The sequence below is a fragment of the Cytophagaceae bacterium ABcell3 genome (assembly GCA_030913385.1).
Taxonomy (GTDB): domain Bacteria; phylum Bacteroidota; class Bacteroidia; order Cytophagales; family Cytophagaceae; genus ABcell3.
Genome location: CP133159.1, coordinates 807,438 through 834,111 on the forward strand (window position 1 = coordinate 807,438; position 26,674 = coordinate 834,111).

Sequence of the window (26,674 nt, forward strand, 5' to 3'; positions counted from 1 at the left end):
TCTCCTGTGGAGATTTTTAGTGACGAGCCAGCCTGCAGGGAGGGTAGAATGGGAGGCTGGGCTGTAGCTCAAAGTCCTATTCTTAAAACTACTATTACCTTGTCAAGGCTCAGAAGAAGAGGCTACGAGTCAATGTTGGATTATTACCTGAAATACCGTCCCCAGATTCAGTGAACCGCCGTATACGAGACCCGTACGTACGGTGGTGTGAGAGGCGCACTCTGCCAGTTTTCTAGCTGGCAGAGCCATCTACTCGATTATGCACTGGCTTTCTTGTCTTTACAGCCATTTTCCGATAATTATTTTAACGCCAAAATGGTTTCCCCACGTTGTTTGTCCATTGTCATAAGCGAAATAAGTTCCGCCTAATTGAAGTCCAAATGTCATAGCAAAATTATTGTCAAACAGCAAGTTGTATCCAGGTTCTATCCAAAGTCCTAGGTTATTATGTTCTTCAATTCTATTTCTAGTCACACTCAAAATTGGCGCAACAAAAAATCCCTTGGAGATTTCGTTTTGAGTTTCCTTCTGTTTAAAAAATATGGGCAAACCTGTCTCAAACCCAAAGTGACTGATTTCGTTTCCACTGTTTCTTATTCCAAGATTTACTATTGAAGAAAATCTGATGTCAAGTCTCTTTGTCAGAGTTCTTTGATAAACAAGTGGAAAAATATTTATGTCCAATTCTCCTTTGTCATAGAATGGTTCAACTGTCACGCTTGGGTTTAAGCCGATGAAGTTAAGTTTTTTGTCTTCTTGGGCAAAAAGTGGGGTCTTACAAACTATTAAGAATGTCGTTAGAATTATTATTTGCTTTGTTACTCTTTTCATTGTCACGTCTTTTTGTCTCTTAAGCTGGTGCATAACGTTATTATAAGAAAAGTGCCGGGATTTAAAGAGCGTTCCTATCCTCCGGTAGCACGCCAGCACGCCTTATAAAAATAATAAAATTGTGCGGGTTTTATAGATCTGCTCTCAACTCTTATTCTGAAGCCAGGCATTTTTTTTATAAATTGAGTGCGCCCAGTATGGGCATCTGGTATCGAAGATACCAGATTATTCCAGAGGGTGCAATGCCTGTCCCGAATCTTCTTCGGGATCCCTTACAGGCGAGTTGGTGAAGGCTGTTAGCAAGTGGCAAAGCCTGTCCCGAAAGCCTTCGGGAGTGGTTTACCGTGAGGTATGCACTGAAGAACTGCGAAGCATCTCATGAACACCTTATAAAATAAACACCCGTGAATAAAGCCAAACGGCAAAATCCGGTACTGCGGCCATACACGGGAGTGTATGGAGCGAGACATGCGGGCTGGGATTCGGTATACAGAGGCCGGTTGAGGAGGGTAAGCAAGCACGACCTGTCCCGAACGCTTTCGGGATCTTTGTAACGCCCCTGACCAACAATTCTCAACTGGTAGATACCGCAGGGGGCCGAATACGGGAGTATGAGGAGCCAGCAGGCGGGGAGCTACCTGTAGGGCTGAGCGTTAAGAAAACTTCCAGTGGAAGTTTTTAGCGAAGAGCCAGCTTGCAGGGCAGGGCAGGCTACGTGATAGCCAGTGAGAAGTCAGTCCCGATAGCTATCGGGATCGTAGTAGTCACCGGAACACGAGCCGGCACCGGAAGGATAAAGCCGGAGGTCTCATAAAAGTGATGAAGGACGAACGCTGAATCGTATCTGAATTCGGTCAGGAATGCGCCATGGCGGATAGCCTGTCCTTAAACAGACAAAGGAAATTATGATAGAAAAAGTATTACATCCTAAAAACCTGACCAGAGCATTGCAGAGAGTAATCAGCAATAAAGGGGCAGCAGGTATAGACAACATGACGGTAAAGGACCTGAAAGCTTTCGCTGACGAGAACCGCACCGCCATTGCCAGCTCTATACTGAACAGGACGTATATACCCAAACCTGTCAAAGGGAGGGTTGAGCGTTAAGAAACTTTCCTGAGGAAAGTTTTAGCGAAGAGCCAGCCTGCAGGGAAGGATACCCAAAGGTAAAGGGAAAACCAGAATGCTTGGAGTCCCGACAGTAACAGACCGGTGGCTGCAACAAGCCGTAGGACGTCAGCTGGCTGCAAAATTCGAACTGGATTTTGAAGAGTCCAGCTATGGTTTCCGGCCAAAGAAGAACCTGCATCAGGCAGTCTGCAAAGCACTGAAATATAGGGCTGAGCGTGAAGAAAACTTCCTGTGGAAGTTTTTAGCGAGGAGCCAGCCTGCAGGGGGAGGAGCTTGTAGTAAAGAAAGAAAGTTGGGGAAACCTGAAACGCGAACTCAAATGGCTCACCAAAAAGACCAGCCCGTGCAGTCTGGGAAACCGGTTACGAAAGCTTAAAGAAGTGTGGAAAGGTTGGGTGAACAACTACCGGTTGGCAAGTATTCACGGAAAACTGAAAGCTCTTGATGAATGGTTGAGAAACCGGCTGAGATACTGCATATGGTCCCGATAACTATCGGGAGAAAAAGCCGGAGAGAAAACGAAAGAACCTTATCAGACTGGGAGTTGAACAAGGGATGGCATATGCCTGGAAGGGCGGAACGTGAAGAAAATCTCCTGTGGAGATTTTTAGTGACGAGCCAGCCTGCAGGGAGGGTAGAATGGGAGGCTGGGCTGTAGCTCAAAGTCCTATTCTTAAAACCACTATTACCTTGTCAAAGCTCAGAAGAAGAGGCTACGAGTCAATGTTAGATTATTACCTGAAATACCGTCCCCAGATTCAGTGAACCGCCGTATACGAGACCCGTACGTACGGTGGTGTGAGAGGCGCACTCTGCCAGTTTTCTAGCTGGCAGAGCCGTCTACTCGATTCCATGCTGGCTATTTTATTTCCGATAACCTTGTTACTTTGTTATTTACAAGAACTTCAGGATTTACTATTCTTGATTTAGTCTTAATATCGTTATTACCTAATCCTTTAAGAGTTAATTCCCCGATATGCTTCTTCAAGTTCATGATCTTTTCAATTTTTTCAATCAAATAAAAATCATCTTCATAAAAATCGCTTATCTCAATTGTTCCCTCTCTTAGGCAGTTTTTAATAATTTGCTTCATTACTGTATTGATCAGCTTACTCTCTTCTCCTCCAAAATATGCGGTATTTAGATAATTATACTTTGACTGAAACCATTTTCCATATTCTTCAGATTTAAGCACAACTCTATTTTCATGAGTTATCAGTCCATCCAAAAACCAATCAATTTCATTTGTTGATATTTTACCAATCTGAAATAAGTCTCTCAAGGTATAATCGATCCTATCTGCGGATAAATATGGCAATGGATACTCTAAGATATGGTATTGCTCAATTTTTGAGAATTGATTCATTGTAAATCCATACTTTTCAAGAATTAAAAACAGTTCCCGATTTTGTAAAACCTCTTCATACCTTCTCTCATGAAAATCTTCTTCTTCAATTTCTAAAACATAGTCAATCAGATGAGAAAAAGCTGTATGTGAAATATCATGAAGTAATCCTGCAATTTGTTCTTCGATATTCCCTCCTAACCTTTTAATTAGAAGCATTACTCCTACGGAATGCTCAAATCTTGTGTGATTTATTTTATTATTAACTAAAAATAGAGCCCCTCCTTGATGAATTTTCCTGAGTCTCTGGAAAACACCCGTTGAAATAAGTTCTTCAATAACTCCTGAAAGTTCACATTTTCCATATAGTTTATCGGTATACTTCATTTTCTTTAGCTTGCATGGAACGTTTTGGCGCTTGGCGAAGAAGCGGATTTCGAAGCACTAAACTGTCTGCCAGCACTGAACTTGATACGAAGTACAAAGCTTCATTTAAACACTGAACCCGCTTTTTTGCCAAACGCCTGTTGGTGGCTGGTTTTATGTCCGCAATATAGTCTCAATGATTTTCAAGAATCTTGTCAGCTTTTATTGTGCCAAATATTTTGTCATCAATTTTCATCTGAAAGAATTCAATGTCTTTTTCTTCTCTAATCTCTTCCGTTTTTTCACCTGTCCATTGGTGTTTATAAGTTATGCATTTTCTGTCTTTCAGTATGCTTTTTATTGTTTGCTTGTCTTTGTCAGAACATTTTACGCTAAAATAGACGGCTTCGATGCAATTTGATATTGGCAAAGAAATGTGAGAATCACGGTTTGTCGGATTGTAATATAAAAGTCGCAGTTCATTTTCATACTTCCAAGCTTCTCCTTTTACAAAAAACGCATCCTTCGTGTTTATAGAATTTTGTTGGGAATATTTTTTCAAATCTGAAGTGTACTCGACATCTTTGAAGTAAGCCACATAGTTTTTATTATCATTGCCTGTGGTTGTTACATGACTAGGAAAATTATATTTTATACAAATCCCATTATGTGAATCGGCATAATGAGACCACATTAATTCATTAAGATATTCCTCTTCATCTCTTTCATTCTTTTTGTCATCTCTTATCAAATCGTCTCCATTTTCATTGGGATATGGTAGTTTTTCGTTTTTTACAAAACACGCCACCTTTACACCACTTAAATATGCTTCTCTTATAAATTTTGAAACCTCATCCTCGTTATTCATTAATTCGATTATAGGACAATCAAAAATATCGTTGAAAGTTGTGGGTGAAGAAAGATTTAATGTATCATTAATTAATGATTGGAAAAGAAATTTAGAACAATTACGAAATGAATAGCAAGTCAAACTGCTGTAACTTGTATGATTAGAAAGGGTTAATTGATAGTATATGTATTTTTTGAATGCATCGATAGCCATATTATTGTACAACTGCCCCAATTTGTGCCAACATAATCCAAGATTACCATAAAGAGCTAATTTTATCTCGAACATATACTGCACTTTGCTTACATATTCTTCTATCTCTTTAATTAAAGTGTCAATAGTACCTTCTGTGATAGGATTTATATCGGCAAGAGCAGCTGAAAAAATGACAAGAACATTTCCATATTCTCTTTCTCCATCTTTACCACCTACCATATAACCAACGACATTCTTCCAAGTAGAATAATTATTCAAAAAATCATCTACAGCTTGTTGAGCATTAGAGTCTGTTATCTTTTCGTTGTAATTATTAAAGTATGTTTGAATATTATTCATTTCTGTTTGCATTAGCAGTCATTTTTATAGTTTGTTTTGTCGGTGTGGGTCGTCCGTAAACTTGCCACCAACGTGAGCATATGGCATGGCCAGCAGATTTTAAAGCAGTAAACTATCCACCGCAACAGAAGATAGATTAAAACCCTGAAGTATCGGCTTCTACTGAACCTGCTGGTCTGCTATATGCATTGTTGGTGGCTGTTTACTTTATTATATTTCTCTTGTATACCTACGGCCAAGTACATCTTTATTCCCAAAAAATAACGCCATAAGTTTGCATTACAAACTATAACAGCAAAATAATGGCAACAAACACAAAAGTATCTGACCAGATGCGTGAGCTTTATCAGCTCTGGCAACAAAGCGGTATCAGTAAAAAAGAATTTAGCCTTCGGCAGAACATCAATTATCAAAAATTCATCTATTGGTGCGGCAAATATAGAACAGAGGAGCCCGGTACCGGATTTGTCCCTCTGAAAGTAAGCAGCCCTGATGAAATTAACCCTGCGGCCGGCAACATGGAAGTTGTCTTTCCTTCCGGTGCCAAGGTCATATTCCACGGCATGGCAGATCCATCATTTGTTAAACAATTAGTCAGCTAGCCATGCTTTCATTGTCTCACCAGTGCAGGTACTTTCTCTATTCGGGCAAAACCGACATGCGGAAAGGGTTTGACAGCCTATCAGGTATTGTAAGGAGCAAACTTAACGAAAACCCCATGAACGGGGACATTTTTATTTTCCTGAACCGAAACCGAAACCATGTCAAGCTCCTTTTATGGGAAGGCGACGGTTTCAGTATGTATCACAAACGCCTTGAAAGAGGGACTTATGAAATACCTGTCCATTGCAAAAATGTGACCAAATCTGAAATATCCGCCTCGGTATTGCAACTGGTCTTACAAGGGATTTCCCTTGAGTCGGTCAGGCACCGCAAAAGATATAAAAGTCCTGGAAATCTTTAAACTTATTCTTTTTTTCCTAATACCACCTACATAGGTATATTATTTATCTTTGCAACATGCTTGCCGAAGGTATAGACTATAAAGAAAAATATGAGGAGGCGATGTCCGAGATCGCACTTTTGAAGTTTGAGCTCAAAGAGCTGAAGCGCCTCATATATGGCACCAAAAGCGAGCGTTTTGTGCCTTCGTCCGCACCGGAACAGTTAAACCTGGGACTTGGTGAAGAGCAGGCAACTGCCCCTGAAAAAGAGGAGGTCGTCAGGTTTAAGCGTGTCAAAAAAGAAACAGCCCGCAAGCACCCGGGCCGCCTCCCTATACCGGCACATGTACCAAGGGTGGAAGAGGTTGTTGAGCCTGAAGAAGATACCTCAGGCATGAAAAAAATTGGGGAAGAGGTGACAGAGGTTCTTGAATATACCACCGGAAAGTTTCATGTGCGCAAAATTGTACGCCCGAAATACGCAAAACCTGAAGGGGAGGGTGTTGCCATTGGAGAATTGCCATACAGGGCGATAGAGAAAGGGATAGCCGGAGCAAGCCTTGTCGCTTTCCTTGTTGTCAGCAAGTATGTTGACCACCTTCCTTTATACCGCCAGATACAGATATTTAAGAGAGAAGGCCTTAATTTTCCTTCTTCCACAATGTCAGACTGGGTAAAACAAGGGGTAAACAAGCTTAAAATCTTATACGAACTGCATAAAAAGAGGACACTGCAAGCCGGTTACCTGATGGCAGACGAGACACCCATAAAAGTTCTCGACAAGGATAAAAAAAGTAAAATCCACCGGGGGTATTACTGGGTATATTATGACCCTGTCGGGAAACAGGTGCTGTTCGACTATCGTCCCGGGCGCGGGAGCGAAGGGCCATCAGATATACTGAAGGGTTTTCAGGGATACCTGCAATGTGACGGGTATAACGTATATGATATGTTTGCCAACATCAAGGGCATAACATTGTTCCATTGTATGGCACATGCCAGAAGGATGTTTGAGAAAGCATTGGACAATGACAAAGAAAATGCAGAACATGCCTTGAAAGAATTTCAGAAGTTATATGATATTGAGCGTAAAGCAAGGGAGGCCGGGATGTCTTTTGAAGAAAGAAAGGAATCAAGGCTTGATGCAAAAACAACATTGGACGACCTGGAAGAATGGATGAAAAACCTGTACCCTAATATTGCCCCTAGGAGTCCTATTGGAAAGGCGCTCGAATACTCCTTGAGCAGATGGGAAAGGCTCTCCATATATCTTGAGGATGGCAAGCTGGAGATAGATAACAATCTGGTGGAAAACTCAATAAGGCCAGTAGCCATAGGAAGGAAAAATTATCTGTTTGCCGGTTCACATGATGCTGCCCAGAGAGCCGCCCAAATATACTCGCTTGTGGCAAGCTGCAAAATCAACGGTGTAAACCCATTGGAATGGATGAAAGATGTTCTGGAAAGAATAGACAATCACCCGGTAAACAGGCTGGAAGAACTGCTACCCGGGAAGTGGGTAAAATTATAAAATCAACATGCACTTGCCCGAAGGCTTACTTTCTCTTAATGTGTGATAGCCGATAAAACTGTAGCACATAATGTCACCCGTTAGTGCTCCGAATTTATCAACCAAACGTTCTAATGCCTTCCATTCACAATGGTGACCATTTACTAATGGAAAATCCCTATCTGCGAATTCAAACCACCTTTCTGTTCCTCCTGGCATATTCAGGCAAAACGTATAAGAAACACAATAATCTGTTTCATCAATTGCTATTTCATTGTAATTTGGAATCTGCTTTTGATAATTTCTCCATTTATTTTGCCATAACTCACTATTTATTAAATTATGCTTAAAAAGAACCTCTAACCCACATTTTCTTATCATAAAATCAAAAATCCAATCAGGACTGAACTTGTAAACACGTCCACCTAATGGAGTACTTTCATATACTTCTCGTTCATACAAGCCTTTTTCCTTTAATTTTTTAATTTGCAAATCACTTAATTCATCATATGGAACTGTCCTAACAAGATTTTCTGTCAGTTGATAGTCCATTTGAAACAGCATCATAGTAAGGTCTTCCTTTTGTTTATCATTCTCGCCGTCAGACTCTTCTGAAATAATATCTTTAATAGGAATATTATAAGCACAGGAAATCCTCTTAACAATTTCAATAGTCATCTGTGTTTTACCTTGTTCTAACTTAGTGTAAGTTGAACGAGCCATATGAAGACGTTCAGCTATAGCTTTTTGCGTAAAACCATTTTCTTTTCTTAGCTGTTTTAATTTGGATAGAATCATAATTATTAATTTTCAGCTAATTTGTAAAAAAGCCTTATCTCATTCCAAATATGTTCTTTTTTTTCACTTTTTTGAAGAGTTGGAGTTTCAAATAGCCACCAACGTGAGCATATGGCATGGCCAGCAGGTTTTAAAGCACTAAACTATCCACCGAAACTGAAGATAGATAAAGCTGTAAAGTTTCGGAAACCACAGAACCTGCTGGTCTGCTATATGCATTGTTAGCAGCAGGTTTTATTATTTTTCTAAATTAAATACTCCTTTTATTTCAAAACCAGTTAATTTATTATCAAAAATGGCCTGTCCAAGTTTATTCGTAATGTAAGGGTTGCAGTCACTATTTGAAATTTTAAATATGTCCGGAAAACGTGCTTCACCCTTCCATATCCCCCATTTTAATCCTACACTCCACCATTTTTTAGTATTCGGGTACTCTCCATTTTTTACTAAATTCTGCTTTATTTCAAAATCCTCTTTATTTGCAATGTCAATATCAAATTCAAAACCGCCTAATATATTAGAAACATAGAAACTAGAATGTGCAAAGTCTAAGTTGTCTTGTAAATCTGTTACAAAATGTAGAACACCATATTCATGTGGAATATCTTTATGATAAACTGTAGCTGGATAGATTTTATGTTGTCCTAAATCAAATTTTTGAAAAACATTTACCGCATTTTTACTTAAAATGTACGCATGTGCGGAAAAAGCAGCCGTACTGATTAAATCTGTTAATTTTGATGTTTTATAAATTTCAATCCTTTCAAAAATTAAAGAATTAGAGGGTAGAAAATGAAATTCTAATTGGTGCGCAAAATCTAAATTAATGTAACTCGTTTGAGGAAAATTCCTACCAATGTTTTTTGTATTTGTTGAGTGATTTAATTGAAAAAAAGCTTCGGAAAGTGGATTACCTAAGAAAGCTTTTTGTTGGTTTTCCTTCATTAAATCAGCAACATGCTCATATATGTTCTTACCTTCTTTCATTTTATTAACTTGCTGCTAACGTCAGGCTATGAGAGGCCGCAGTTTATGTGCGCCAACCCTTGAAGCCTTGTAAAGCTTAAATATAACGAATAACAGAGAAATATCAACGATTACCTGCGGTCTCTTATAGCTATTGTTGGGGGCTGTAGTATATTGATAAAGCTCTTCAGCTGGTGGCTACCGGTGTTTTAACAGCTTTCTTTCCGGTTGGTTAATACCTGACGGCATGAGCATCTTCGAATCACAGCTTTTGCGGTTCTGTTTAGTTACTCTTGTTCAACCTCTTATCTTTACAAACAAGAACCCGTTCGGGGCAGGCAGTTAAACGAAGAAAAGGTATTAGGTTTAAGCCATTCGCCTGTTAAAAAGATATCTCTTTATTTTTTAACTTTTAACAGCTTTCCTATTGGCGGTGCAGTATCATATTAATGAGCAGCTGCGTTTTGCCGCGACGGAAGAAAATCCGTTCCGGCGCCGTAACTATAAGTTAGTAAAGGAATCGTATTTTATCCTGCGACAGCTTACCAACTTGCCCCCGTTATTGGAACATGGTTTTATAGCAGATATGGTTGAGATTCGTAATCTATAGCCCCCAACGTCAGGCTATGAGAGGCCGCAGTTTATGTGCGCCAACCCTTGAAGCCTTGTAAAGCTTAAATATAACGAATAACAGAGAAATATCAACGATTACCTGCGGTCTCTTATAGCTATTGTTGGGGGCTGTAGTATATTGATAAAGCTCTTCAGCTGGTGGCTACCGGTGTTTTAACAGCTTTCTTTCCGGTTGGTTAATACCTGACGGCATGAGCATCTTCGAATCACAGCTTTTGCGGTTCTGTTTAGTTACTCTTGTTCAACCTCTTATCTTTACAAACAAGAACCCGTTCGGGGCAGGCAGTTAAACGAAGAAAAGGTATTAGGTTTAAGCCATTCGCCTGTTAAAAAGATATCTCTTTATTTTTTAACTTTTAACAGCTTTCCTATTGGCGGTGCAGTATCATATTAATGAGCAGCTGCGTTTTGCCGCGACGGAAGAAAATCCGTTCCGGCGCCGTAACTATAAGTTAGTAAAGGAATCGTATTTTATCCTGCGACAGCTTACCAACTTGCCCCCGTTATTGGAACATGGTTTTATAGCAGATATGGTTGAGATTCGTAATCTATAGCCCCCAACGTTTAGTATAAAAAACGGGCAGCGGTTTTAAGAGCAGTAAAGTATCCCCCGAAACCGCAGGAAGCGAAAAGAACTGAAGGCTCCGCTACCGCTGAACCCGCTGCTCTTTTTTATATAATGTTAGCGGCTGGGGTATATTTTTTTTTAGTTTATTGTTCTTGGAGGAGTCAAAGTCAATGCTTGATTTAAGTTTTCTATTATACTAGTCTTTTGTGTAGGCTGAAATAATACCGTAAATCGAGTGGCTTCTTGACTAGTAAATACACCATGAATACGCAAAAGAAACTCTCTCCAATAACGTTTGTAATCGCTGGTAAATAACTCGTTTGTATGATTAAGTTGAGCTTTTAAAAAAAAACAAAAATTCGTCAAATTTTCTTTGGGCTTCATCATCAAAAAGTCCTAATGCTAGAATTTCGAAGTAATTGCAAAATGAGTTGAAACAAAATTGATGTGCTAAATTTAGAGAAACAGAATATTTTCTCGGTAAGTTTTCTTCAGCCAGAGTTTGAAATCTTTCACTCCAAATATTGAATTGCTGTCCTCTTATTTCAATTGTTGGTGTAAATGTTTCAATGCGAATTAAATTTTCATTTGGTTCAGGGTACTGCTCAGTAAATTCTATAACTAACCAGTCATTTAAATGATTCTGAAATGTTAATCCCAATGAAGGAATAATGTCATTTGATACTGAAAGAAGTTGGCCTCTAATACTCATATTATATGTGGTAAAAATTTGATGTTTTCAATTGGTTAAAGTCCAGTTTACTCATGCCTTGCCGCTAACGGTTATGGTTGTAGACGGTGCAGGACTTGAATGAGCATTACTATCCTCCTACACAAAAGCCAGCACGCCTTATAAAAACAATAAAAAAGTGCGAGTTTTAAAGCTTCACACTCGACTATTCCACTACACCCTGCACTGGCTACAACCTATTGTTAGGCGTTCGGCTCTTATAATTTCACCATTTTACTTATGGAAGTAACCAAAATCGCCATCCATTCCAATATTGCTTGTAGTAATAATTAAATTCTTTATACTCAACATTTGGTTCAAGTCCGATTTTAATTAGTTCGTTTTTATAATCATCTATTAGCTCAAATGTTCTCACTTTATTTTTATCCAAGTCATAGAGGAAGTATCCACCATTATAATTTTCATAATGGCTTCCAGTAATTCCGTAAACAAAGTCGTCCGTAATATAAAATTTATTAATATCCAAAGCATAAACTCCGTTCTCTACATCTTGAATATAAGCTTGAATCCCATCTATTTCTTGAATGCTCCTAAAGTGGCCTATTGGAATTCTTGCACTGTCCCCAAATCCGTGCTTTCCAAAGTGCGAAAACATGAACCAAAAAAGTCCTCCAGAAATAATGAAACCACTTATAAACCAAAATTTAAATTTCTTCCTTGTAATTCTATCGAACCAGCTGTTTGGTTGAAATTTGGCAATCAATTTAAATATCAAAAGAGTTAAGGTTGCATATATAATTGCAAGGATGGTAATCTTGAAAAGTGTAATTATTAAATGAATTAATGATACCATATTTGTTGTACCTTTTATAAGCTGACGCCTAACTTGCGGATAGGCGCATGTTATTGCGCCTATTTCCCTTTTGGTTTCCTTTTAGTCTTCAATATATGCTTTAAGTTCGATAAATTCAAATCATCTGCCGGGCTTTTTATACCTTTAATGTACCTTATACTTACGTGGGTGTATATCTCACTTTACTACTGTTGTGGCCCAATAATTCCTGAATGTACCTTATATCTGTTCCATTTTCTAACAGATGGGTGGCAAATGAGTGTCTCAACCAATGCAAGGTAGCATCTTGAGGAAGTCCTGCGTCCAGGCAGGCGTTTTTAAAGACCGATTGTAGGCTCTTTTTTGAATATTGCCCTCCGAACTGCCCTTCAAAAAGATAGTGTGATGGTTTGTAGGCTTTATAGTAAGCTCTAAGCAGGTCCAGGTTTTGTTTAGAAAGTAAAGTAATACGATCTTTTGCCCCTTTGCCCTTTTCTATCATCAGATACCCTTGTTCTTTATTTATGTCACAGATTTTTAAGTTTAGCAACTCACCTGCCCGCAAACCGGAAGCATATACCAGTGTAAGCATACAAAGATGTTTTATATTCTTACACTTAGAAAAAATCCTCTGTATCTCTTCTTTAGAAAATGTTTTCGGTAATCTTTTTTCTTTTTGTGGACTTGTTACGGCCAAACATACATCTGTTCTTTTCAGAACTTCTCTATAATAAAAATTGATGGCGTTAATCATCACATGAATACTAGATGTTCCATACTTCCTAGCTGTACTACAAGCTAATACATAGCTGTTTATTTCTTCAAAGTGTAGATCGTCGACTTTTTTGCTTTTATTTTGCCAGTAAAAACAAAACCTGTAAAAGTTATTATAGTAAGAACTAATGGTTTTATCGCTATAATTATTGGCCTTCAATGTTTTAAGATAATCCTCAGGAATATGTATTCGATCTTTGTACGATTGAGTCCAAAGTTGCTCTTTAAGTATTAGACTTTGTATGGACATATTTTGGTGTATGAAAAAATAAACCGTTCCTTGCACACACCTTAGCAGGCGGTAAAGTAGTTTTTCGTCCGCAAGCATATATTATGCACTCATCTTCCGATGATACTTAACAAAATCAATGTTTTTTAAGTACTTCTTTAACTCCATAATTCTGTCTGAGGTTAACATATACATAAGCTGCCCCTCAATTTCAGCTTTTCTTACAGTCGCTTTAAAAAAAGGTCGAATGGTGGGAATCTCAAAGTATTCGTCTCTGATACAAGAGCCATCATGTTGATTTGCTTTGCTAACAGCCTCTTTTTTCAAATACACCCTATCTAAAACTATTCTATTTCCAAAATTAAGTTCTATAGAGTCCGGGTAAAGCTCATCTGCAGGAGAAATAAGGCACTTTAAATCATGATTATAGGCTATGCCGTCTAAAGAAAGGATTTCTTTAAAAAGTTTAGCATCTCTTTTAAAGTGGTAAGTATAGTACGGATGCCCATTTAGAATAACCTTGTTTTGTTTAATCGTAGTCCTGGTAAACATAATCTTCTTATTATTTGATTAAAACATGAATATCAGGACTTTTACTTGATTATCCGTGTTATTATCCGTATATATACGTTTGTATTCGTATCTATACGTATAATAATATGGAAGATAAAGTTTGTCTGCAGTGTAATCAAAAATTTACAGGGAGACTTGATAAAAAGTTTTGTACAGATCAGTGCAGGGCATCATACCACAACAGCGAAAGACGCAACCACGAAAAAACCATAGTTGAGACCAACCAAGTACTGAGAAGAAACAGAACGATCCTCAAAAAATTAAACCCTATTGGAAAAACTACTGTACGAATCCAGCATTTGAAAGAATATGACTTTGACTTCGGCTTTTTTACTAATATTTACAAAACCTCTTCAGGAAACATCTACTACTGCTGCTATGAATATGCTTATATGCTCCTTGAGGGCAAAGAAAAGGCTGTAATCATCAACCGCCAAAACTACATGAACAACTGGACACCGGTATAAAAAATGGCTAGGCAAAAAAGCTTTACAAAGGTTTCTAAGGGAACCTTGTATTGTCTGAATCGGGACTTTCTTCCTGGCACCCTGGTGTAGCGAAGGTACTGCCAGACAACACCTCTTACCTTTAGATAGGGCTCAGACTGACCGCATTCGCCCATAAGCAAACAGATGCTTCGTGCCTCAGCATGACAACTATTCTCCTGTTATTCCTTTAGGAATCTTTTCATGTCATGGGAGGAGGAAAAAGCTCTTTTACTACTGAGGTAAAAAGTAGCAGAAAAATTAACTTCAGCCTTTACCGAGGCCAACCAGCTTAATCCTTCTTTACTGCTAGAGTCAAACAAGTTCCTCAGGAGGGCGATGTTGTTTAGAATCCCGAAAAGGGAAATGGTATCACTTTTTCACCTATTAAAGTGTTTCCTATTGCGCCCCTTCGGTGCTTTAGGTAGGTTGTTGTCTAGCACAATGGGCTGTTACCCATTGTTTTATATTTCGCACCGTTGGTGCTAATTGCCTATAAATACAAGATGCGTTTTTTTGCTGTAGACCCTAGATGTTGCCCGTCATTTATTAACGGAAATGCTGGGTATACTCCTATGTCGGAAGCTTGTTGGTGAAAACACCAACAAGTGGGGGGGTGAGGTTGGTTAGAAGCCCGAAAAGGGAAATAGTATCAATTTTTCACCTATTAAAGTGTTTCCTATTGCGCCCCTTTGGGGCTTTAGGCAGGTTGTGGTCTAGCACAATGGGTTGTTACCCATTGTTTTATATTTCGCACCGTTGGTGCTAATTTCCTATAAATACAAGATGCGTTTTTTTGCTGTAGACCCTAGATGTTGCCCGTCATTTATAAATTGAAATGCTGGGGGTACTCCTATGTCGGAAGCATGTTGGTGAAAACACCAACAAGTGGGGAGGGTGATGTTATTTAGAATTCCGAAAAGGGAAATAGTATCACTTTTTCACCTATTAAAGTGTTTCCTATTGCGCCCCTTCGGTGCTTTAGGTAGGTTGTTGTCTAGCACAATGGGCTGTTACCCATTGTTTTATATTTCGCACCGTTGGTGCTAATTGCCTATAAATACAAGATGCGTTTTTTTGCTGTAGACCCTAGATGTTGCCCGTCATTTATTAACGGAAATGCTGGGTATACTCCTATGTCGGAAGCATGTTGGTGAAAACACCAACAAGTGGGGAGGGTGATGTTATTTAGAAGCCCGAAAAGGGAAATAGTATCAATTTTTCACCTATTAAAGTGTTTCCTATTGCGCCCCTTTGGGGCTTTAGGCAGGTTGTGGTCTAGCACAATGGGTTGTTACCCATTGTTTTATATTTCGCACCGTTGGTGCTAATTTCCTATAAATACAAGATGCGTTTTTTTGCTGTAGACCCTAGATGTTGCCCGTCATTTATTAACTGAAATGTTTGAAGTAGCCTTATGCCGGAAGCTGGTTGGTGAAAACACCAACAAGTGGGGAAAACCAGAAGTAATGCCCGAAAATTTAATACAAGCTATAAGATTTCAATATCTTAGGTCGAAGATACGCTATAATCGTTGACCAGGTTGTAATCAACTTGCTGATTTCATTCTTAATAAAAAAGCTACTTCTTTTTCTTTTTGCTATTCATCTCAATTAATTTGGGAAGTGTTTTTTCGAGAAAATTGTTGAAGCTATTTATCCCAACAACTTCAATAATAGCTTCTGCTAAAAGATATACCTTTGATTGCATTGTGCCGGGGAAATAATGGTTCTGATTAAAATCAATTTTTCTTGCATTGCTTATCGCATCTAAGACAAAAGGAATAAACCTTAACGGGTGATATCCCCCTGGATACATTGAAGAAATTCTTTCTTCAAAGTGGCACATGAAGCAGTATTATGGTTCGGGAAGTTAGCTTTTTTGTGTAAATATAGCCATACCTCAAAGCATGGGTTGCTTAAAACTACGTGCCAATTAGGAAATTGCTCACAATAGTTCGATATTTCTCTGATTTGTTGATTACTCCATCGGTCAACATCCATTACGAAATATAGGTCGTCTTCATCAGTAAGCCCCTCTTTCTCTATATACTTAATCGCTCTGTCCAGAACCCATTTAGGGGCTGATTTATGTGAGAAATCATCTATTTTGTTATCTTCAATTATATCTACAGCAATCCTTCGTGATAAATATGGAAAAACTTTGAAGTACTCAGGTTCTCTTTTGTAGCCCTCACATGCAATAGCAAAAAGCTTATAATCCCTCATTAATTCTTGGGGGATATCTCTTTTATAGCCTCTCTTCTTCCGCTTCATAAGATTTCCAATTTAGGTGTTCTAATGGAGTAAGAAAGGGAATTGCTCCAAACCTACCTTTTAAATAGCCTTTTTTAATATCCAAGTCGTATCTTGGTTTAAAGTCACTTAGGGAGTAGAGTTGGCTGGCACCAGTGTTGGTGTCTTTTTCTGCAAACCATATTTCATCTTGTCTGAAAATATTTAAATCGAGCAGGTTAGATTCATGCGTAGTGAAAATGAGCTGTCCCTTAGTCCTTTCATCTGACATAATTTTTGTCAAAAGAGCTTTTAATAGAGCAGGGTGTAAGCTTTGGTCAATCTCATCTATAACGTATGTAGCTTGAGTATTTAAAATACCATCAAAAGCAGGAATGAAGTCAAGTAACCTTTGTGTGCCATCTGATTCTTCTGATAAATCAAAATTAAATACTTCGCCTAGAGTATTTGTGTGTTGGGCAATTGTTTTTTTAATTAGATATTTCCCGTTCTCTTTAACAGCCAAAACACCACCTTCCTGTGTATTGAGCAGTAAGTCTTTTCCACTTTCTAAGACGTTTATTATCTCTTTTTTTAAATCATCATCTTTATCTCCAAAAAATTTGTCTAAAGATATTCCCTCTACACTTAATTCCGTTACGCCTGTATCAAAGGCTTTTAATAGATCATTAGTAAAAAGCTTAAATCTTTTTGAGGAGTTCAATTTAGGGACTAGCCCTTGAAATCTACTGCCAGGATGAATTACGATTAACGAATGCTCTATTGCTTCCTTAAATGTGGTGATTTCGGGTATTTTTAACTCTTCGGACTTGCCTAAAAGCAATTCGCTTGGCTTTAAAAGGCTTTCTTCCATTAACTCTATTAAAAGTTTTTGCTTTTGGGTTTTTTTGTACTTTGCAGCCACCCGAATGATCACTTTGCCTGAGTCTGATACTTCACGCTCGAATATCATTTTGTCATCTGCTGTAACTCTTGCCTCGTAAAGCCACTCCTGAAAGACTATGTTGTTATTAAAACTGACTCCGTAGGAAAGGATTGTATCATCAATAACAAATTCAGCCTCAAAAGAAACATTGCTTTTAAGGTTGCTTTTGTTGAGCTTAAACTTTTTGTCATTTATTGATTTAAAGATTCCACCTTCTTTTATTGCTTCTTGTAAAAACTCTATTGCTTTGACAAGATTTGACTTTCCTGCACCATTAGCTCCATATATAGCTGCCGCTTTAAGCAAGTTGACCTTCCCAACATTGTAAACGTGGTGTTTATGGGTCTTATAAGAACCTGCGAGCATGTTAAACTCTGTTTCTTCCCCAAATGACAGAAAATTATTGGTTACGAACCTTAAAAGCATTTGCTATAGATTTTTTAAAAACGATTGTTTCTCTTTTATAAAGCTCAATATGTTAAATTTTGTTAAAATAATATAGCTTTAAGTGGTTTTTTCACATGGTGTTTAAGTTCTGGTGTTGAATCTTGCTGAAAATACCAATAAGTGGGGAGCAAAATTCATGTTATTTAGAATCCCGAAAGGAAAATGATATCACATTTTTCACTTAAAGTGTTTTCTATTGCGCACCGGTGGTGCTAATTGCCTATAAATACAAAATAGTGTTTTTTTGCTGCAGGACCTAGGTGTTGTCCAACATTTATTAACTGAAATGTTTTAGGGAATCCTATACCGGAAGCTTGTTGGTGAAAACACCAACAAGTGGTGGATTGGAAATATACCCTAGTGCTATGGGGTATCATAAGTATGGGAAAAGAAAAAAGCAGGGCCTCTGAAAGACCCTGCTTTGAAACAAGAAAACCTTTGTCTCAAAATTTAATTAATGAGGTATAATCTAAAAAGTTTAGAAGCAATAGTTGCCCGCATCGGTAAGTTTGGCAGCGATTCTTCTTCTAGCTTCTTTGGTATTAAATGGCGCAATTTTGGTAAAGCGTTTAAGCCCCATCAGCATCATGCGCTGTTCGTCTCCTTCTGCCATGGCGTTAATTACATTTTTACCGGCAAAGTTTACTTTATCAGCTACATCGTTAATATATACTTTGGTAATATCTATTTGTCCTTGAGCGGCTTCTTGGCCTTTTTGAAGAATGATCTTTTCTGTTCTTAATAGCGCTGACTCTGCCATATAAATTAAGATGGAAATATCTGCCAAGTTCAAAAGTATCTCTTGTTCATGTGCCAATTTGTCCATATACTTTTGCGCAGCGGCACCGGCAGTCATTAGCAACGCTTTTTTGAAGTTTTCAATGGCTTTGGTTTGTACAGAAAACAATGTTTCTTCTTCACTGCCAAACTCAGGGATACCTGTCAGTTCTTTTTGAACAGCCATGGCTGGTGACATGAGGTCAAGCTCTCCTTTCATGGCTTTTTTCAAGAGCATGTCTAAAATCAACATTCTGTTAATCTCATTGGTGCCTTCAAAGATCCTGTTGATACGGGAGTCTCTGTAAGCCCTGTCCATTGGATAATCAGCCGAAAAGCCATAACCCCCATAGATTTGGACGCCTTCGTCTGACACATAGTCAAGCACCTCAGAACCGGCCACTTTTAGTATGGCACATTCTATTGCATAATCTTGGGCAGCTCCTAACAATGCTTGTTCATAAGACTTGCCTTCTGCCTGAAGCTCTTCTTCTTTTTTTTGAATATCTGCACCTGCCCTGTATAAAGCAGACTCACAAGCATAAATCTGGATGGCTTGTTCGGCAAGCTTATGCTTAATGGCACCAAAGTTTGCAATTGGTTGCTTAAATTGGTTCCTTTCAAGGGCATACTGAACCGAAAGACTTGCAGCCCTTTTGGCGCCCCCAAGTGCTGCGGCACACAGTTTTATCCTTCCTATGTTCAATATGTTAAAGGCAATCAAGTGACCTTTGCCAATTTCTCCAAGCACATTTTCCACAGGTACTTTACAGTCGTTAAAGAATACTTGGCGGGTAGACGATCCTTTGATACCCATTTTGTGTTCCTCATTTCCTAAAGTAACACCTTCTCCCTTGTCTACAATGAAGCCTGTAAACTTGTCTCCATCGATTTGGGCAAACACTATAAAGACATCAGCGAAACCACCATTGGTGATCCACATTTTTTGGCCGTTAAGAACATAGTGTTTGCCGTCCTCTGTAAGTTCAGCTTTGGTTTTGGCAGCTAATGCATCAGATCCGGAACCTGGCTCTGTAAGACAGTATGCAGCTTTCAGTTCACCTGATGCTAATTTTGGAAGGTATTTTTTCTTTTGCTCTTCATTGCCGAAATATACAATTGGAAGTGTACCAATACCGGTATGGGCTGCTTGAGCAACTGCAAATGAGTGTCCGCCACCTACAATTTCGGTAAGCAGTAGTGAGGTATTAAAGTCCTTTCCAAAGCCTTCGTACTGCTCAGGGATAGAAGTTGCCAAAAGTCCCAGTTCACCAGCTTTTTCCAAAAGCTTTTCCATGAGCCCTTCTTCTTGGGCGTCGATCCGGTCAAGATTAGGCAGGACTTCGGTAGCCAGAAAGTCTTTGGCCATATCGCCCATCATTTTTTGTTCTTCATCAAATTCTTCAGGAATAAAAATATCTGCAGCCGAAGTCTGCTGGATGATATATGCGCCGCCTTTATTAATCTTTGTAGTAGCCATAATTTTTAACAGTTAATAAATTGGTAAATACTTTATAAGCCTTTCAGCCTTAATAATATGTGAAAAAAAATTAAAGTAAAAGATAAAATGCAATATATGCCTCAAATCAGTTACAACATTTCAAAAATTCCGGCAGCCCCTTGGCCTGTACCTACACACATAGTTACCATACCGTATTTTTTATTCTGCCTTTTCAGTTCATTGAAAATCTGTACAGACAACTTAGCGCCAGTACATCCTAATGGGTGTCCAAGTGCAATGGCTCCACCATTGACATTCACTTTTTCGATATCCAAGCCAAGTTCACGAACAATAGCTACGGACTGAGAAGCAAAGGCTTCGTTCAGTTCGATCAGGTCTATCTGGTCTTGCTTCATGTTTGCCATTTTTAATGCCTTAGGGATAGCGTCAACAGGGCCTATGCCCATTATGCGAGGTTCTACCCCAGCTACTGCATAGCTTACCATTCTGGCAATAGGTTTCAGGTTGAGTTCCTTCACCATTTTCTCGGACATGATCATGACAAAAGCGGCCCCATCAGACGTTTGTGAGGAATTTCCAGCAGTTACAGAACCGCCGGCTGCGAAAACTGGTCTTAATCTTGCCAATGCTTCTGTGTTGGTGTCTGGTCTTGGCCCTTCATCGGTATCTACGACATACTCTCTGGTTTTACGTTTTTCATTGTCGTCCAGGTAAACCTCTTTGACAGTTACGGGTGCTATATCGTCTTTGAATTTGCCATCTTTTATGGCTGCTATAGCCCTCATGTGCGAACGGTAGGCAAAAGCATCTTGATCTTCGCGGCTAACTTTAAATTCGTTGGCTACTGCTTCGGCAGTAAGTCCCATTCCCCAGTAGTAGTCAGGGTTCTGTTTGGCCACTTCATAATTCGGTACAATTTTCCAGCCTCCAAAAGGAATAGGGCTCATTGTTTCGACACCTCCTGCAATAATGCAATCGGCAAAACCAGCCTTGATTTTGGCATCGGCAATAGCTATCGTTTCAAGGCCAGACGCACAGTAACGGTTAACCGTCATTCCTGGCACCTTTACGGTATCAAGCCCCATCAATGAAACCAGTCGTGCAATGTTTAGCCCTTGTTCGGCCTCTGGTGTAGCGTTCCCGACTATTACATCATTTATCCTTTCTTTGTCTAAGCCTGGAACTGAAGCGACCAAATGTCTTACCACCTCTGCCGCTAAATCGTCAGGACGGGTAAATTTAAAAGCTCCTCTTGGTGCTTTGCCTACCGCTGATCTATATGCTGCTACTATATATGAATCCATTGTATTAAATTTTTAGGTTGTGGTATTGATTTAAAAAATACTGTGTCTCTCCGGCACTTAATTTCTCAAAGGTTTTCCTGTATTCAATATGCTTTGAATCCTTTCTAGGGTCTTTCGCTCTCCTGTTAGGGAAAGGAAAGCCTCTCTTTCCAGGTCAAGAAGATAGTTTTCAGAAACTAAGGTTGGTTGAGACAAATCTCCTCCACACATTATGTAAGCAAGTTTCTCGGAAATAAGCTGGTCGTGTTTGGATATGTATCTACCAGATACCATAGAGTTAGCCCCCGCAAGAAACATTCCCAGTCCGGTACGGCCTAACACTTTTATGTCTTTTCGCTCTACAGGTTGTGTATAACCTTTTTCCGCCAGTTCGATGACACTGGTTTTAGCATCTTTAATTAACCTGCTACGGTTCACTGTAATTCCGTCTCCGGGACGTAAATAGTGCATGGCTTTGGCCTCATGTGCAGAAGTAGCGACTTTGGCCATACCAATATTTAAATAAGCATTTTTCAGGGTATTTAATTGCAGGTCACCTTCTTCATAAGCATCAGATACCCTCAGAGTCATTTCTTTGGTACCCCCACCAGCAGGGATGAGCCCGACACCAAATTCTACCAGTCCTATATAAGTTTCAGCATGTGCTTGGACGCGGTCCGCATGTAGTGTCAGCTCACAGCCACCTCCTAAGGCCATTCCATGAGGTGCCACCACCACAGGTACAGAAGAATAGCGCGCCCTCATCATGGTTTTTTGGAAGGTCCGGATCATAAAGTCTATTTCGTCATACTCCTGCTCTATGGCATACATAAATACCAGTGCCAGGTTAGCCCCAGCAGAGAAGTTAGGCCCTTCATTTCCTATGACCAGTCCTCGGAAGTCTTTCTCAGCTATGCTTATGGCTTTATTGATGCCTTCGATAACTTCACCTCCAAGGGTGTTCATTTTGGTATGGAACTCTAGGTTCAATACCCCGTCTCCAATGTCAAATAGCGTGACTCCAGAGTTCTTCCAAACGATCTTATCTTCAGACGGTCTAAGGTTTTCCAGGATAATCAGGGATTCGCCACCTGGAATTAACTTATATTGTTTTTCTGCTATGTCATAATACTTTTTCTTGCCGTTTTCTATTTTGTAGAAAGACTTATGGCCAGCGGCTAGCATATCGTATACCCACTGCGCAGGCTTTTTGCCGAGGTCTTCCAACATTTTAACCGTTCTTTCTACACCAGCATAATCCCAAGACTGGAAAGGGCCATGGTCCCAGCCAAATCCAGCTTTCATGGCATCGTCTATACGATAGAGCTCATCAGAAATCTCTGGTATGCGATGGGAAATGTAGTGGAAGATGGCTCCATAGGTTTTTCTGTAAAACTCTCCGGCCTTATCTTTCCCGCTAAGGAAAACCTTGTACCTGTCTTTTACCTGTTCTATAGGCTTGGTTTGTTCCAGCGTAGCAAATTTCACCTTTTTCTGTTCCCCATATTCCATCGTTTTAAGGTCCAGTGAAAGGATTTTTGTTTTACCCTCAGGTGTTTTAGTTTTTTTGTAAAAGCCGCTTCCGGTTTTGTCGCCAAGCCAGTTGTTTTCAACCATCTTATCTAGGTACTCAGGAATTGCGTAAGAATCCCTCGATTCGTCATGTGTAAGGGCTTGGTTCAGGTTTCTGGAAACATTTACCAGTGTGTCCAGTCCAACAACATCTGTCGTTCTAAGTGTCGCAGACTTTGGCCTTCCTGTCACAGGGCCAGAGAGCTTGTCTACTTCTTCTACCGTCAAATCCAGCTCTTGCATGGCTTTAAGCACTTCCATGATGGCAAATATGCCTATTCTGTTGGCAATAAAGGCTGGAGTGTCTTTACATAAAACCGCAGTTTTACCCAGGTACAAGTCTCCATAATTCATGAAAAACTCGATAACCTTTGGGTCTGTATGTGGTGTAGGGATAATTTCCAGCAACTTTAAATACCTTGGCGGGTTAAAAAAGTGGGTGCCGCAGAAGTGCTTTTTAAAATCATCGCTTCGCCCTTCAGCCATTAAATGGATGGGGATTCCAGAAGTGTTTGAAGTAATAAGTGTGCCAGGCGTACGATATTTCTCTACATTGTCATAGACTTGTTTTTTGATGTCCAAATTTTCGACAACAGCTTCAATGATCCAATCACAAGAAGCAATATCCTTCATGTTGTCCTCGAAATTTCCGGTCGAAATTCTGGAAGCAAAAGATTTATCGTAAATCGGTGAGGGGTTAGACTTAAGTGCTGCTGCCAGAGCATCATTCACAATCCTGTTCTTAACTGCTGGGTGATCAGCAGAAAGCCCTTTAGCTTTTTCTGCTTCATTTGGCTCTTTAGGGGAAATGTCCAATAAAAGGACTTCTAATCCAATGTTGGCAAAATGGCAGGCAATCCGCGAACCCATTACCCCGGACCCTAATACAGCAGCTTTTTTTATCCTTCTGTCCATATTAAAAATATTATATTTTTTTCGGTTAAGTAATTAGTATATACCTTTTTGAGCTATGATGTTATCTATTTTTTTCATTACCTCAAAAAAAATTTCAAGTTTTTCTGGTTCTATTTCTTTTCTCAAGTGATTATTAAACTTTTTTACTACGTTTCTGGCAACTTCTCGCTTCTCTTTCCCTTTTTCGGTTAAAAAAACATTGACCATTCTCTTGTCTTTTTCATCACTTTCGCGGTAAACCAAACCTTCTTCTTCAAGGTTTTTTAACATACGGGTAAGGCTTCTTGGCTCCATGCCAATCATGGGCGCGATTTTGGTTGCCGGTGTGCCTTTTTTTACATTTATATTTAACAAAACATAGCCTGTAGCGGTAGTTAATCCTTTAGCTTGTCCCTGCTCATTGTACATTCTGGAAATGGCATGCCAGCAGGCTTTTATATTAAAACAAACAGTTTGATCCTTCTTCATACCAATTCTTTTACCTGCTTAAACGCAAATGATATCAAAATTGTTATGCATGCAGATAATTTATGATGCTTGCATAACAATTTTTTTGTGGGATAAAGTTCTCTGATTTTTTATTGTTCGTTAGGTGCCTTCTTTGGAAATATTATATATATGCTGTTTAAGAAAAATGCATATCGCATGGGTGTTGCTATGTAAAACAGAGATTTAACAAAAAAGCAGGCAAAAGGTTAATTATAGTGCTTAATTTAAACCTTTTTGTATTTGAGTCCAGTTAAACGCTTTTTCTTAGGCTTGATTTTTTTAACAGCCCCTTTTGTGAATAGTGCGCAAAATGATGTGGTAGACAGGGAGTATATACCTCACTACCAGTTTTGGGGGACTTTAGAGCTAAGCCAACAAATTAGTCAGCGGTTTTCTTTGGATATGGACTATCATTATAGGCGGCAGAACTCTGAAAGAAATAGGCTTAATATTTTTGAAATGCCTAGGTGGCAAGGACTTCGCTTATGGGTTAATTTTTATTTGTCGGATCGGGTTCGGATTATATTAAGCCCATTTCTTCTTTCAAACCAGGTGCCAACATCTTATGAAGAAGATATCAGAGAACAGTGGATCAATGAGTATAGGTTGACTGCACGGGTAGACTACTTTTCACGGTTGGGTACTGTTGACATTATGCACAGGTACGGTTTCGAGAGAAGGCAACGCTGGGACTATCTGGAAAGAAGGTGGCATGAGTATCGGGTGAGATATATGTTGAGGTTCAGGTTTCCTTTGAAATTTTTGAGTGATAACACCAAGTTTACCGTTCAGAATGAAACGATGATCAACCTAGGCAGGTTTATTGCCAACTACAATTTATTTGACCAGAACCGTTTTTATGCAGGTATTGAACAAAAAGTAGCAGACCGGATTTTTATCACAAGCGCATACCTCTTTTCAGTAGAGCAAATACCTTTTGTGGATGATTTTGCTGTCATCCATGCCATTTCAGTGACCATTACTGCACAAAACCTATTTGGGAAAGCCCTTTTATCATCTGATTGAAACTGGTGTAAGGGAGCTTTGTTTTTTAACATTAGGAGAAGTTATGTGCATGTAGAATCTAAACATTATAGGGTTTCATTAGTTAATTCTGTAATAGTTTTTTTGATATAAACTTTTACTTTATGGAAAATAACAAAGAAATAATACAAGCTCTTCAGAAAGCTTATTGGAAAGAAATAGAAACTATTATGAACTATCAAGCCCATTCGATCAATCTTGATGGGATTAGGGCTGAGGAAATTAAAGAAATTCTTTCCGAAGAAGTATCTGACGAGTTAGGCCATAGCCGTAAACTTGCTGAGCGCATCAAGGAATTGGACGGTACTGTTGAAGGTTCTGCGTCTTTTAAAGCCGAACAGCATACTAGTCAACCTCCCCAAGATACTACTGATTTGAAGAAGGTTATACAAGGAGTTATAGATGCTGAATCAGATGCCATTAAAACTTATCAGAACATTATTAAATTGACTGACGGTACAGACTACGTTACCCAGGATCTTTGCATTGAGCTCTTGGCAGATGAAGAAAAGCATTTGCGGGTATTTAAAGGCTTTATGAAAGGTATTGAGAAACAATCAGGTGCTTTAGCTTAAAAGGATTGTTATAAACTTATATGATCAGTTCTGCTATAATTGATATTTTTTTGCTAGAAAATAATTTTTTAATGTTGGTTGATAAAGGGTTTTGATAAGAAGCAAAACCCTTTTTTTTAACTATAGAGGAACTTTTTATTTATTATTTAACCCCTCCAAGGGTTGTTAACCACTTGGAGGGGAAGGGTAAACCTCTGCTATAATTGATATTTTTTTAGCTTCGCTCACTGTAGCTTGCAGCTACAGAAACGTAATACCAGACAAAGCTGTATTGCCACATTCCACTGTGGCTACTTCGCTCTCTGTAGCTTGCAGCTACAGCACCGTACTATAAAATAAACGCACTGCCAGGGGTAGCCTGCGGCTACCAAAACGTACTTCCTGACATCAGAAAGGTTAATAAATTAACTTTGCTAATGCCCTGCTATTTTTAAGTAAGGAATTTCCGGTTGGGTTCATTTCTATTGCGCCCCGTTGGGGCTTTAAGAAGGGGGATGTCGGTTGCTATGGGCTGTTGTTGCCCATAGCTATATTATTGCGCACCGTTGGTGCTATATCTGGCTTTAACAAGAAGCGTTTTGAACAAGGAATATTGATTTCACCATGACAGTTCTTTTAACCGGAATTAAATTCTACGTTACCGTTAGATATCCTTAACGTGGTATCCAGTCCCGTTAGGGACGAAATATCGGTAGGGAGAGTTGTGCACTATTACATAGCCCTGTAGGGGCGAAACCTAAAATATATCCAAGGCTCACTGTAGCTTGCAGCTACAGAAACGTACTAATATGGATGTTCCGTAGCTAGAAGCTACGGTTAGCAGTGGGGGGGGGTATTTTTTAGATGAAGT

Annotated in this window: 26 protein-coding genes; 11 read left to right on the forward strand and 15 right to left on the reverse strand. The window is 39.1% G+C overall.

Annotated features, from left to right (window positions below; all coding sequences use genetic code 11):
* The first annotated feature begins 6 nt into the window (after positions 1–6).
* Complete coding sequence (locus RCC89_03480) at positions 7–174, forward strand: hypothetical protein (GenBank protein WMJ72229.1); 168 nt, start codon at positions 7–9, stop codon at positions 172–174.
* A gap of 105 nt (positions 175–279) precedes the next feature.
* Here RCC89_03480 and RCC89_03485 read toward each other — a convergent pair whose 3' ends face one another.
* Complete coding sequence (locus RCC89_03485) at positions 280–831, reverse strand: hypothetical protein (protein ID WMJ72230.1); 552 nt, start codon at positions 829–831, stop codon at positions 280–282.
* A gap of 905 nt (positions 832–1,736) precedes the next feature.
* Here RCC89_03485 and RCC89_03490 point away from each other — a divergent pair.
* The 4 genes from RCC89_03490 to RCC89_03505 all read left to right on the forward strand — a co-directional run bounded on the left by RCC89_03490 (position 1,737) and on the right by RCC89_03505 (position 2,726).
* Positions 1,737–1,937, forward strand: coding sequence for a hypothetical protein (locus RCC89_03490; GenBank protein WMJ72231.1), 201 nt, complete (start codon positions 1,737–1,739; stop codon positions 1,935–1,937).
* A 76-nt stretch (positions 1,938–2,013) separates the two neighbouring features.
* Positions 2,014–2,337: a hypothetical protein gene (locus RCC89_03495; protein WMJ72232.1), complete on the forward strand. Its 324-nt coding sequence runs from the start codon at positions 2,014–2,016 to the stop codon at positions 2,335–2,337.
* Positions 2,312–2,452, forward strand: a complete 141-nt coding sequence (locus RCC89_03500; protein ID WMJ75635.1) for a group II intron maturase-specific domain-containing protein — start codon at positions 2,312–2,314, stop codon at positions 2,450–2,452. Before RCC89_03495 ends, RCC89_03500 begins: the two co-directional genes overlap by 26 nt.
* Before the next feature lie 106 nt (positions 2,453–2,558).
* Complete coding sequence (locus RCC89_03505) at positions 2,559–2,726, forward strand: hypothetical protein (protein WMJ72233.1); 168 nt, start codon at positions 2,559–2,561, stop codon at positions 2,724–2,726.
* 94 nt (positions 2,727–2,820) lie between these two features.
* Here RCC89_03505 and RCC89_03510 read toward each other — a convergent pair whose 3' ends face one another.
* Entirely contained in the window at positions 2,821–3,693 is an 873-nt protein-coding gene (locus RCC89_03510) for an HD domain-containing protein (GenBank protein ID WMJ72234.1), read from the reverse strand.
* A gap of 172 nt (positions 3,694–3,865) precedes the next feature.
* Positions 3,866–5,089, reverse strand: a complete 1,224-nt coding sequence (locus tag RCC89_03515; GenBank protein ID WMJ72235.1) for a DUF2971 domain-containing protein — start codon at positions 5,087–5,089, stop codon at positions 3,866–3,868.
* A 290-nt stretch (positions 5,090–5,379) separates the two neighbouring features.
* On the opposite strand from RCC89_03515, the gene RCC89_03520 reads away from it, so the two are divergent.
* The 3 genes from RCC89_03520 to RCC89_03530 are packed head-to-tail and all read left to right on the forward strand — an operon-like array spanning position 5,380 to position 7,552.
* A complete protein-coding gene (locus RCC89_03520; protein ID WMJ72236.1) occupies positions 5,380–5,679 on the forward strand; it encodes a hypothetical protein in 300 nt (99 codons plus the stop codon).
* 2 nt (positions 5,680–5,681) lie between these two features.
* Positions 5,682–6,041 carry an IS66 family insertion sequence element accessory protein TnpB gene (gene tnpB, locus RCC89_03525; GenBank protein WMJ72237.1) on the forward strand — a complete coding sequence of 120 codons (360 nt, stop codon included), beginning with the start codon at positions 5,682–5,684 and terminating at the stop codon, positions 6,039–6,041.
* Between the two features lie 56 nt (positions 6,042–6,097).
* Positions 6,098–7,552: an IS66 family transposase gene (locus RCC89_03530; GenBank protein ID WMJ72238.1), complete on the forward strand. Its 1,455-nt coding sequence runs from the start codon at positions 6,098–6,100 to the stop codon at positions 7,550–7,552.
* On the opposite strand, the gene RCC89_03535 is transcribed toward RCC89_03530, so the two are convergent.
* From RCC89_03535 to RCC89_03560, 6 genes are all read right to left on the reverse strand, one after another.
* On the reverse strand, positions 7,547–8,329 hold the full coding sequence (locus tag RCC89_03535; protein ID WMJ72239.1) for a helix-turn-helix transcriptional regulator: 783 nt from the start codon (positions 8,327–8,329) through the stop codon (positions 7,547–7,549). The two genes, RCC89_03530 and RCC89_03535, sit on opposite strands and share 6 nt — an antisense overlap.
* Before the next feature lie 237 nt (positions 8,330–8,566).
* Positions 8,567–9,316: a hypothetical protein gene (locus RCC89_03540; protein WMJ72240.1), complete on the reverse strand. Its 750-nt coding sequence runs from the start codon at positions 9,314–9,316 to the stop codon at positions 8,567–8,569.
* Positions 9,317–10,824: 1,508 nt separating this feature from the next.
* Positions 10,825–11,208 (reverse strand): hypothetical protein, encoded by a 384-nt coding sequence (locus RCC89_03545; GenBank protein ID WMJ72241.1) that lies wholly within the window; start codon positions 11,206–11,208, stop codon positions 10,825–10,827.
* Between the two features lie 256 nt (positions 11,209–11,464).
* The gene (locus RCC89_03550) at positions 11,465–12,040 is read right to left on the reverse strand and encodes a hypothetical protein (GenBank protein ID WMJ72242.1); all 576 of its coding nucleotides are present in this window, start codon (positions 12,038–12,040) and stop codon (positions 11,465–11,467) included.
* A 160-nt stretch (positions 12,041–12,200) separates the two neighbouring features.
* A complete protein-coding gene (locus RCC89_03555) occupies positions 12,201–13,043 on the reverse strand; it encodes a tyrosine-type recombinase/integrase (GenBank protein ID WMJ72243.1) in 843 nt (280 codons plus the stop codon).
* A gap of 81 nt (positions 13,044–13,124) precedes the next feature.
* Positions 13,125–13,574 carry a hypothetical protein gene (locus RCC89_03560; GenBank protein WMJ72244.1) on the reverse strand — a complete coding sequence of 150 codons (450 nt, stop codon included), beginning with the start codon at positions 13,572–13,574 and terminating at the stop codon, positions 13,125–13,127.
* 107 nt (positions 13,575–13,681) lie between these two features.
* Between RCC89_03560 and RCC89_03565 the strand changes: the two genes are divergently transcribed.
* Positions 13,682–14,062, forward strand: a complete 381-nt coding sequence (locus RCC89_03565) for a hypothetical protein (protein ID WMJ72245.1) — start codon at positions 13,682–13,684, stop codon at positions 14,060–14,062.
* 1,808 nt (positions 14,063–15,870) lie between these two features.
* Here RCC89_03565 and RCC89_03570 read toward each other — a convergent pair.
* From RCC89_03570 to RCC89_03595, 6 genes are all read right to left on the reverse strand, one after another.
* Positions 15,871–16,356: an RloB family protein gene (locus RCC89_03570; GenBank protein ID WMJ72246.1), complete on the reverse strand. Its 486-nt coding sequence runs from the start codon at positions 16,354–16,356 to the stop codon at positions 15,871–15,873.
* Positions 16,331–17,686: an ATP-binding protein gene (locus tag RCC89_03575; GenBank protein WMJ72247.1), complete on the reverse strand. Its 1,356-nt coding sequence runs from the start codon at positions 17,684–17,686 to the stop codon at positions 16,331–16,333. Before RCC89_03575 ends, RCC89_03570 begins: the two co-directional genes overlap by 26 nt.
* A 499-nt stretch (positions 17,687–18,185) precedes the next feature.
* Complete coding sequence (locus RCC89_03580; GenBank protein ID WMJ72248.1) at positions 18,186–19,964, reverse strand: acyl-CoA dehydrogenase family protein; 1,779 nt, start codon at positions 19,962–19,964, stop codon at positions 18,186–18,188.
* A gap of 110 nt (positions 19,965–20,074) precedes the next feature.
* Complete coding sequence (locus tag RCC89_03585; protein WMJ72249.1) at positions 20,075–21,250, reverse strand: acetyl-CoA C-acyltransferase; 1,176 nt, start codon at positions 21,248–21,250, stop codon at positions 20,075–20,077.
* A 57-nt stretch (positions 21,251–21,307) separates the two neighbouring features.
* Positions 21,308–23,716 carry a 3-hydroxyacyl-CoA dehydrogenase NAD-binding domain-containing protein gene (locus RCC89_03590; protein ID WMJ72250.1) on the reverse strand — a complete coding sequence of 803 codons (2,409 nt, stop codon included), beginning with the start codon at positions 23,714–23,716 and terminating at the stop codon, positions 21,308–21,310.
* Positions 23,717–23,749: 33 nt separating this feature from the next.
* Positions 23,750–24,184 (reverse strand): MarR family transcriptional regulator, encoded by a 435-nt coding sequence (locus RCC89_03595; GenBank protein ID WMJ72251.1) that lies wholly within the window; start codon positions 24,182–24,184, stop codon positions 23,750–23,752.
* 315 nt (positions 24,185–24,499) lie between these two features.
* On the opposite strand from RCC89_03595, the gene RCC89_03600 reads away from it, so the two are divergent.
* Positions 24,500–25,231 carry a DUF2490 domain-containing protein gene (locus RCC89_03600; GenBank protein WMJ72252.1) on the forward strand — a complete coding sequence of 244 codons (732 nt, stop codon included), beginning with the start codon at positions 24,500–24,502 and terminating at the stop codon, positions 25,229–25,231.
* A gap of 122 nt (positions 25,232–25,353) precedes the next feature.
* Positions 25,354–25,824 carry a ferritin-like domain-containing protein gene (locus tag RCC89_03605; protein WMJ72253.1) on the forward strand — a complete coding sequence of 157 codons (471 nt, stop codon included), beginning with the start codon at positions 25,354–25,356 and terminating at the stop codon, positions 25,822–25,824.
* Positions 25,825–26,674 lie beyond the last annotated feature (850 nt).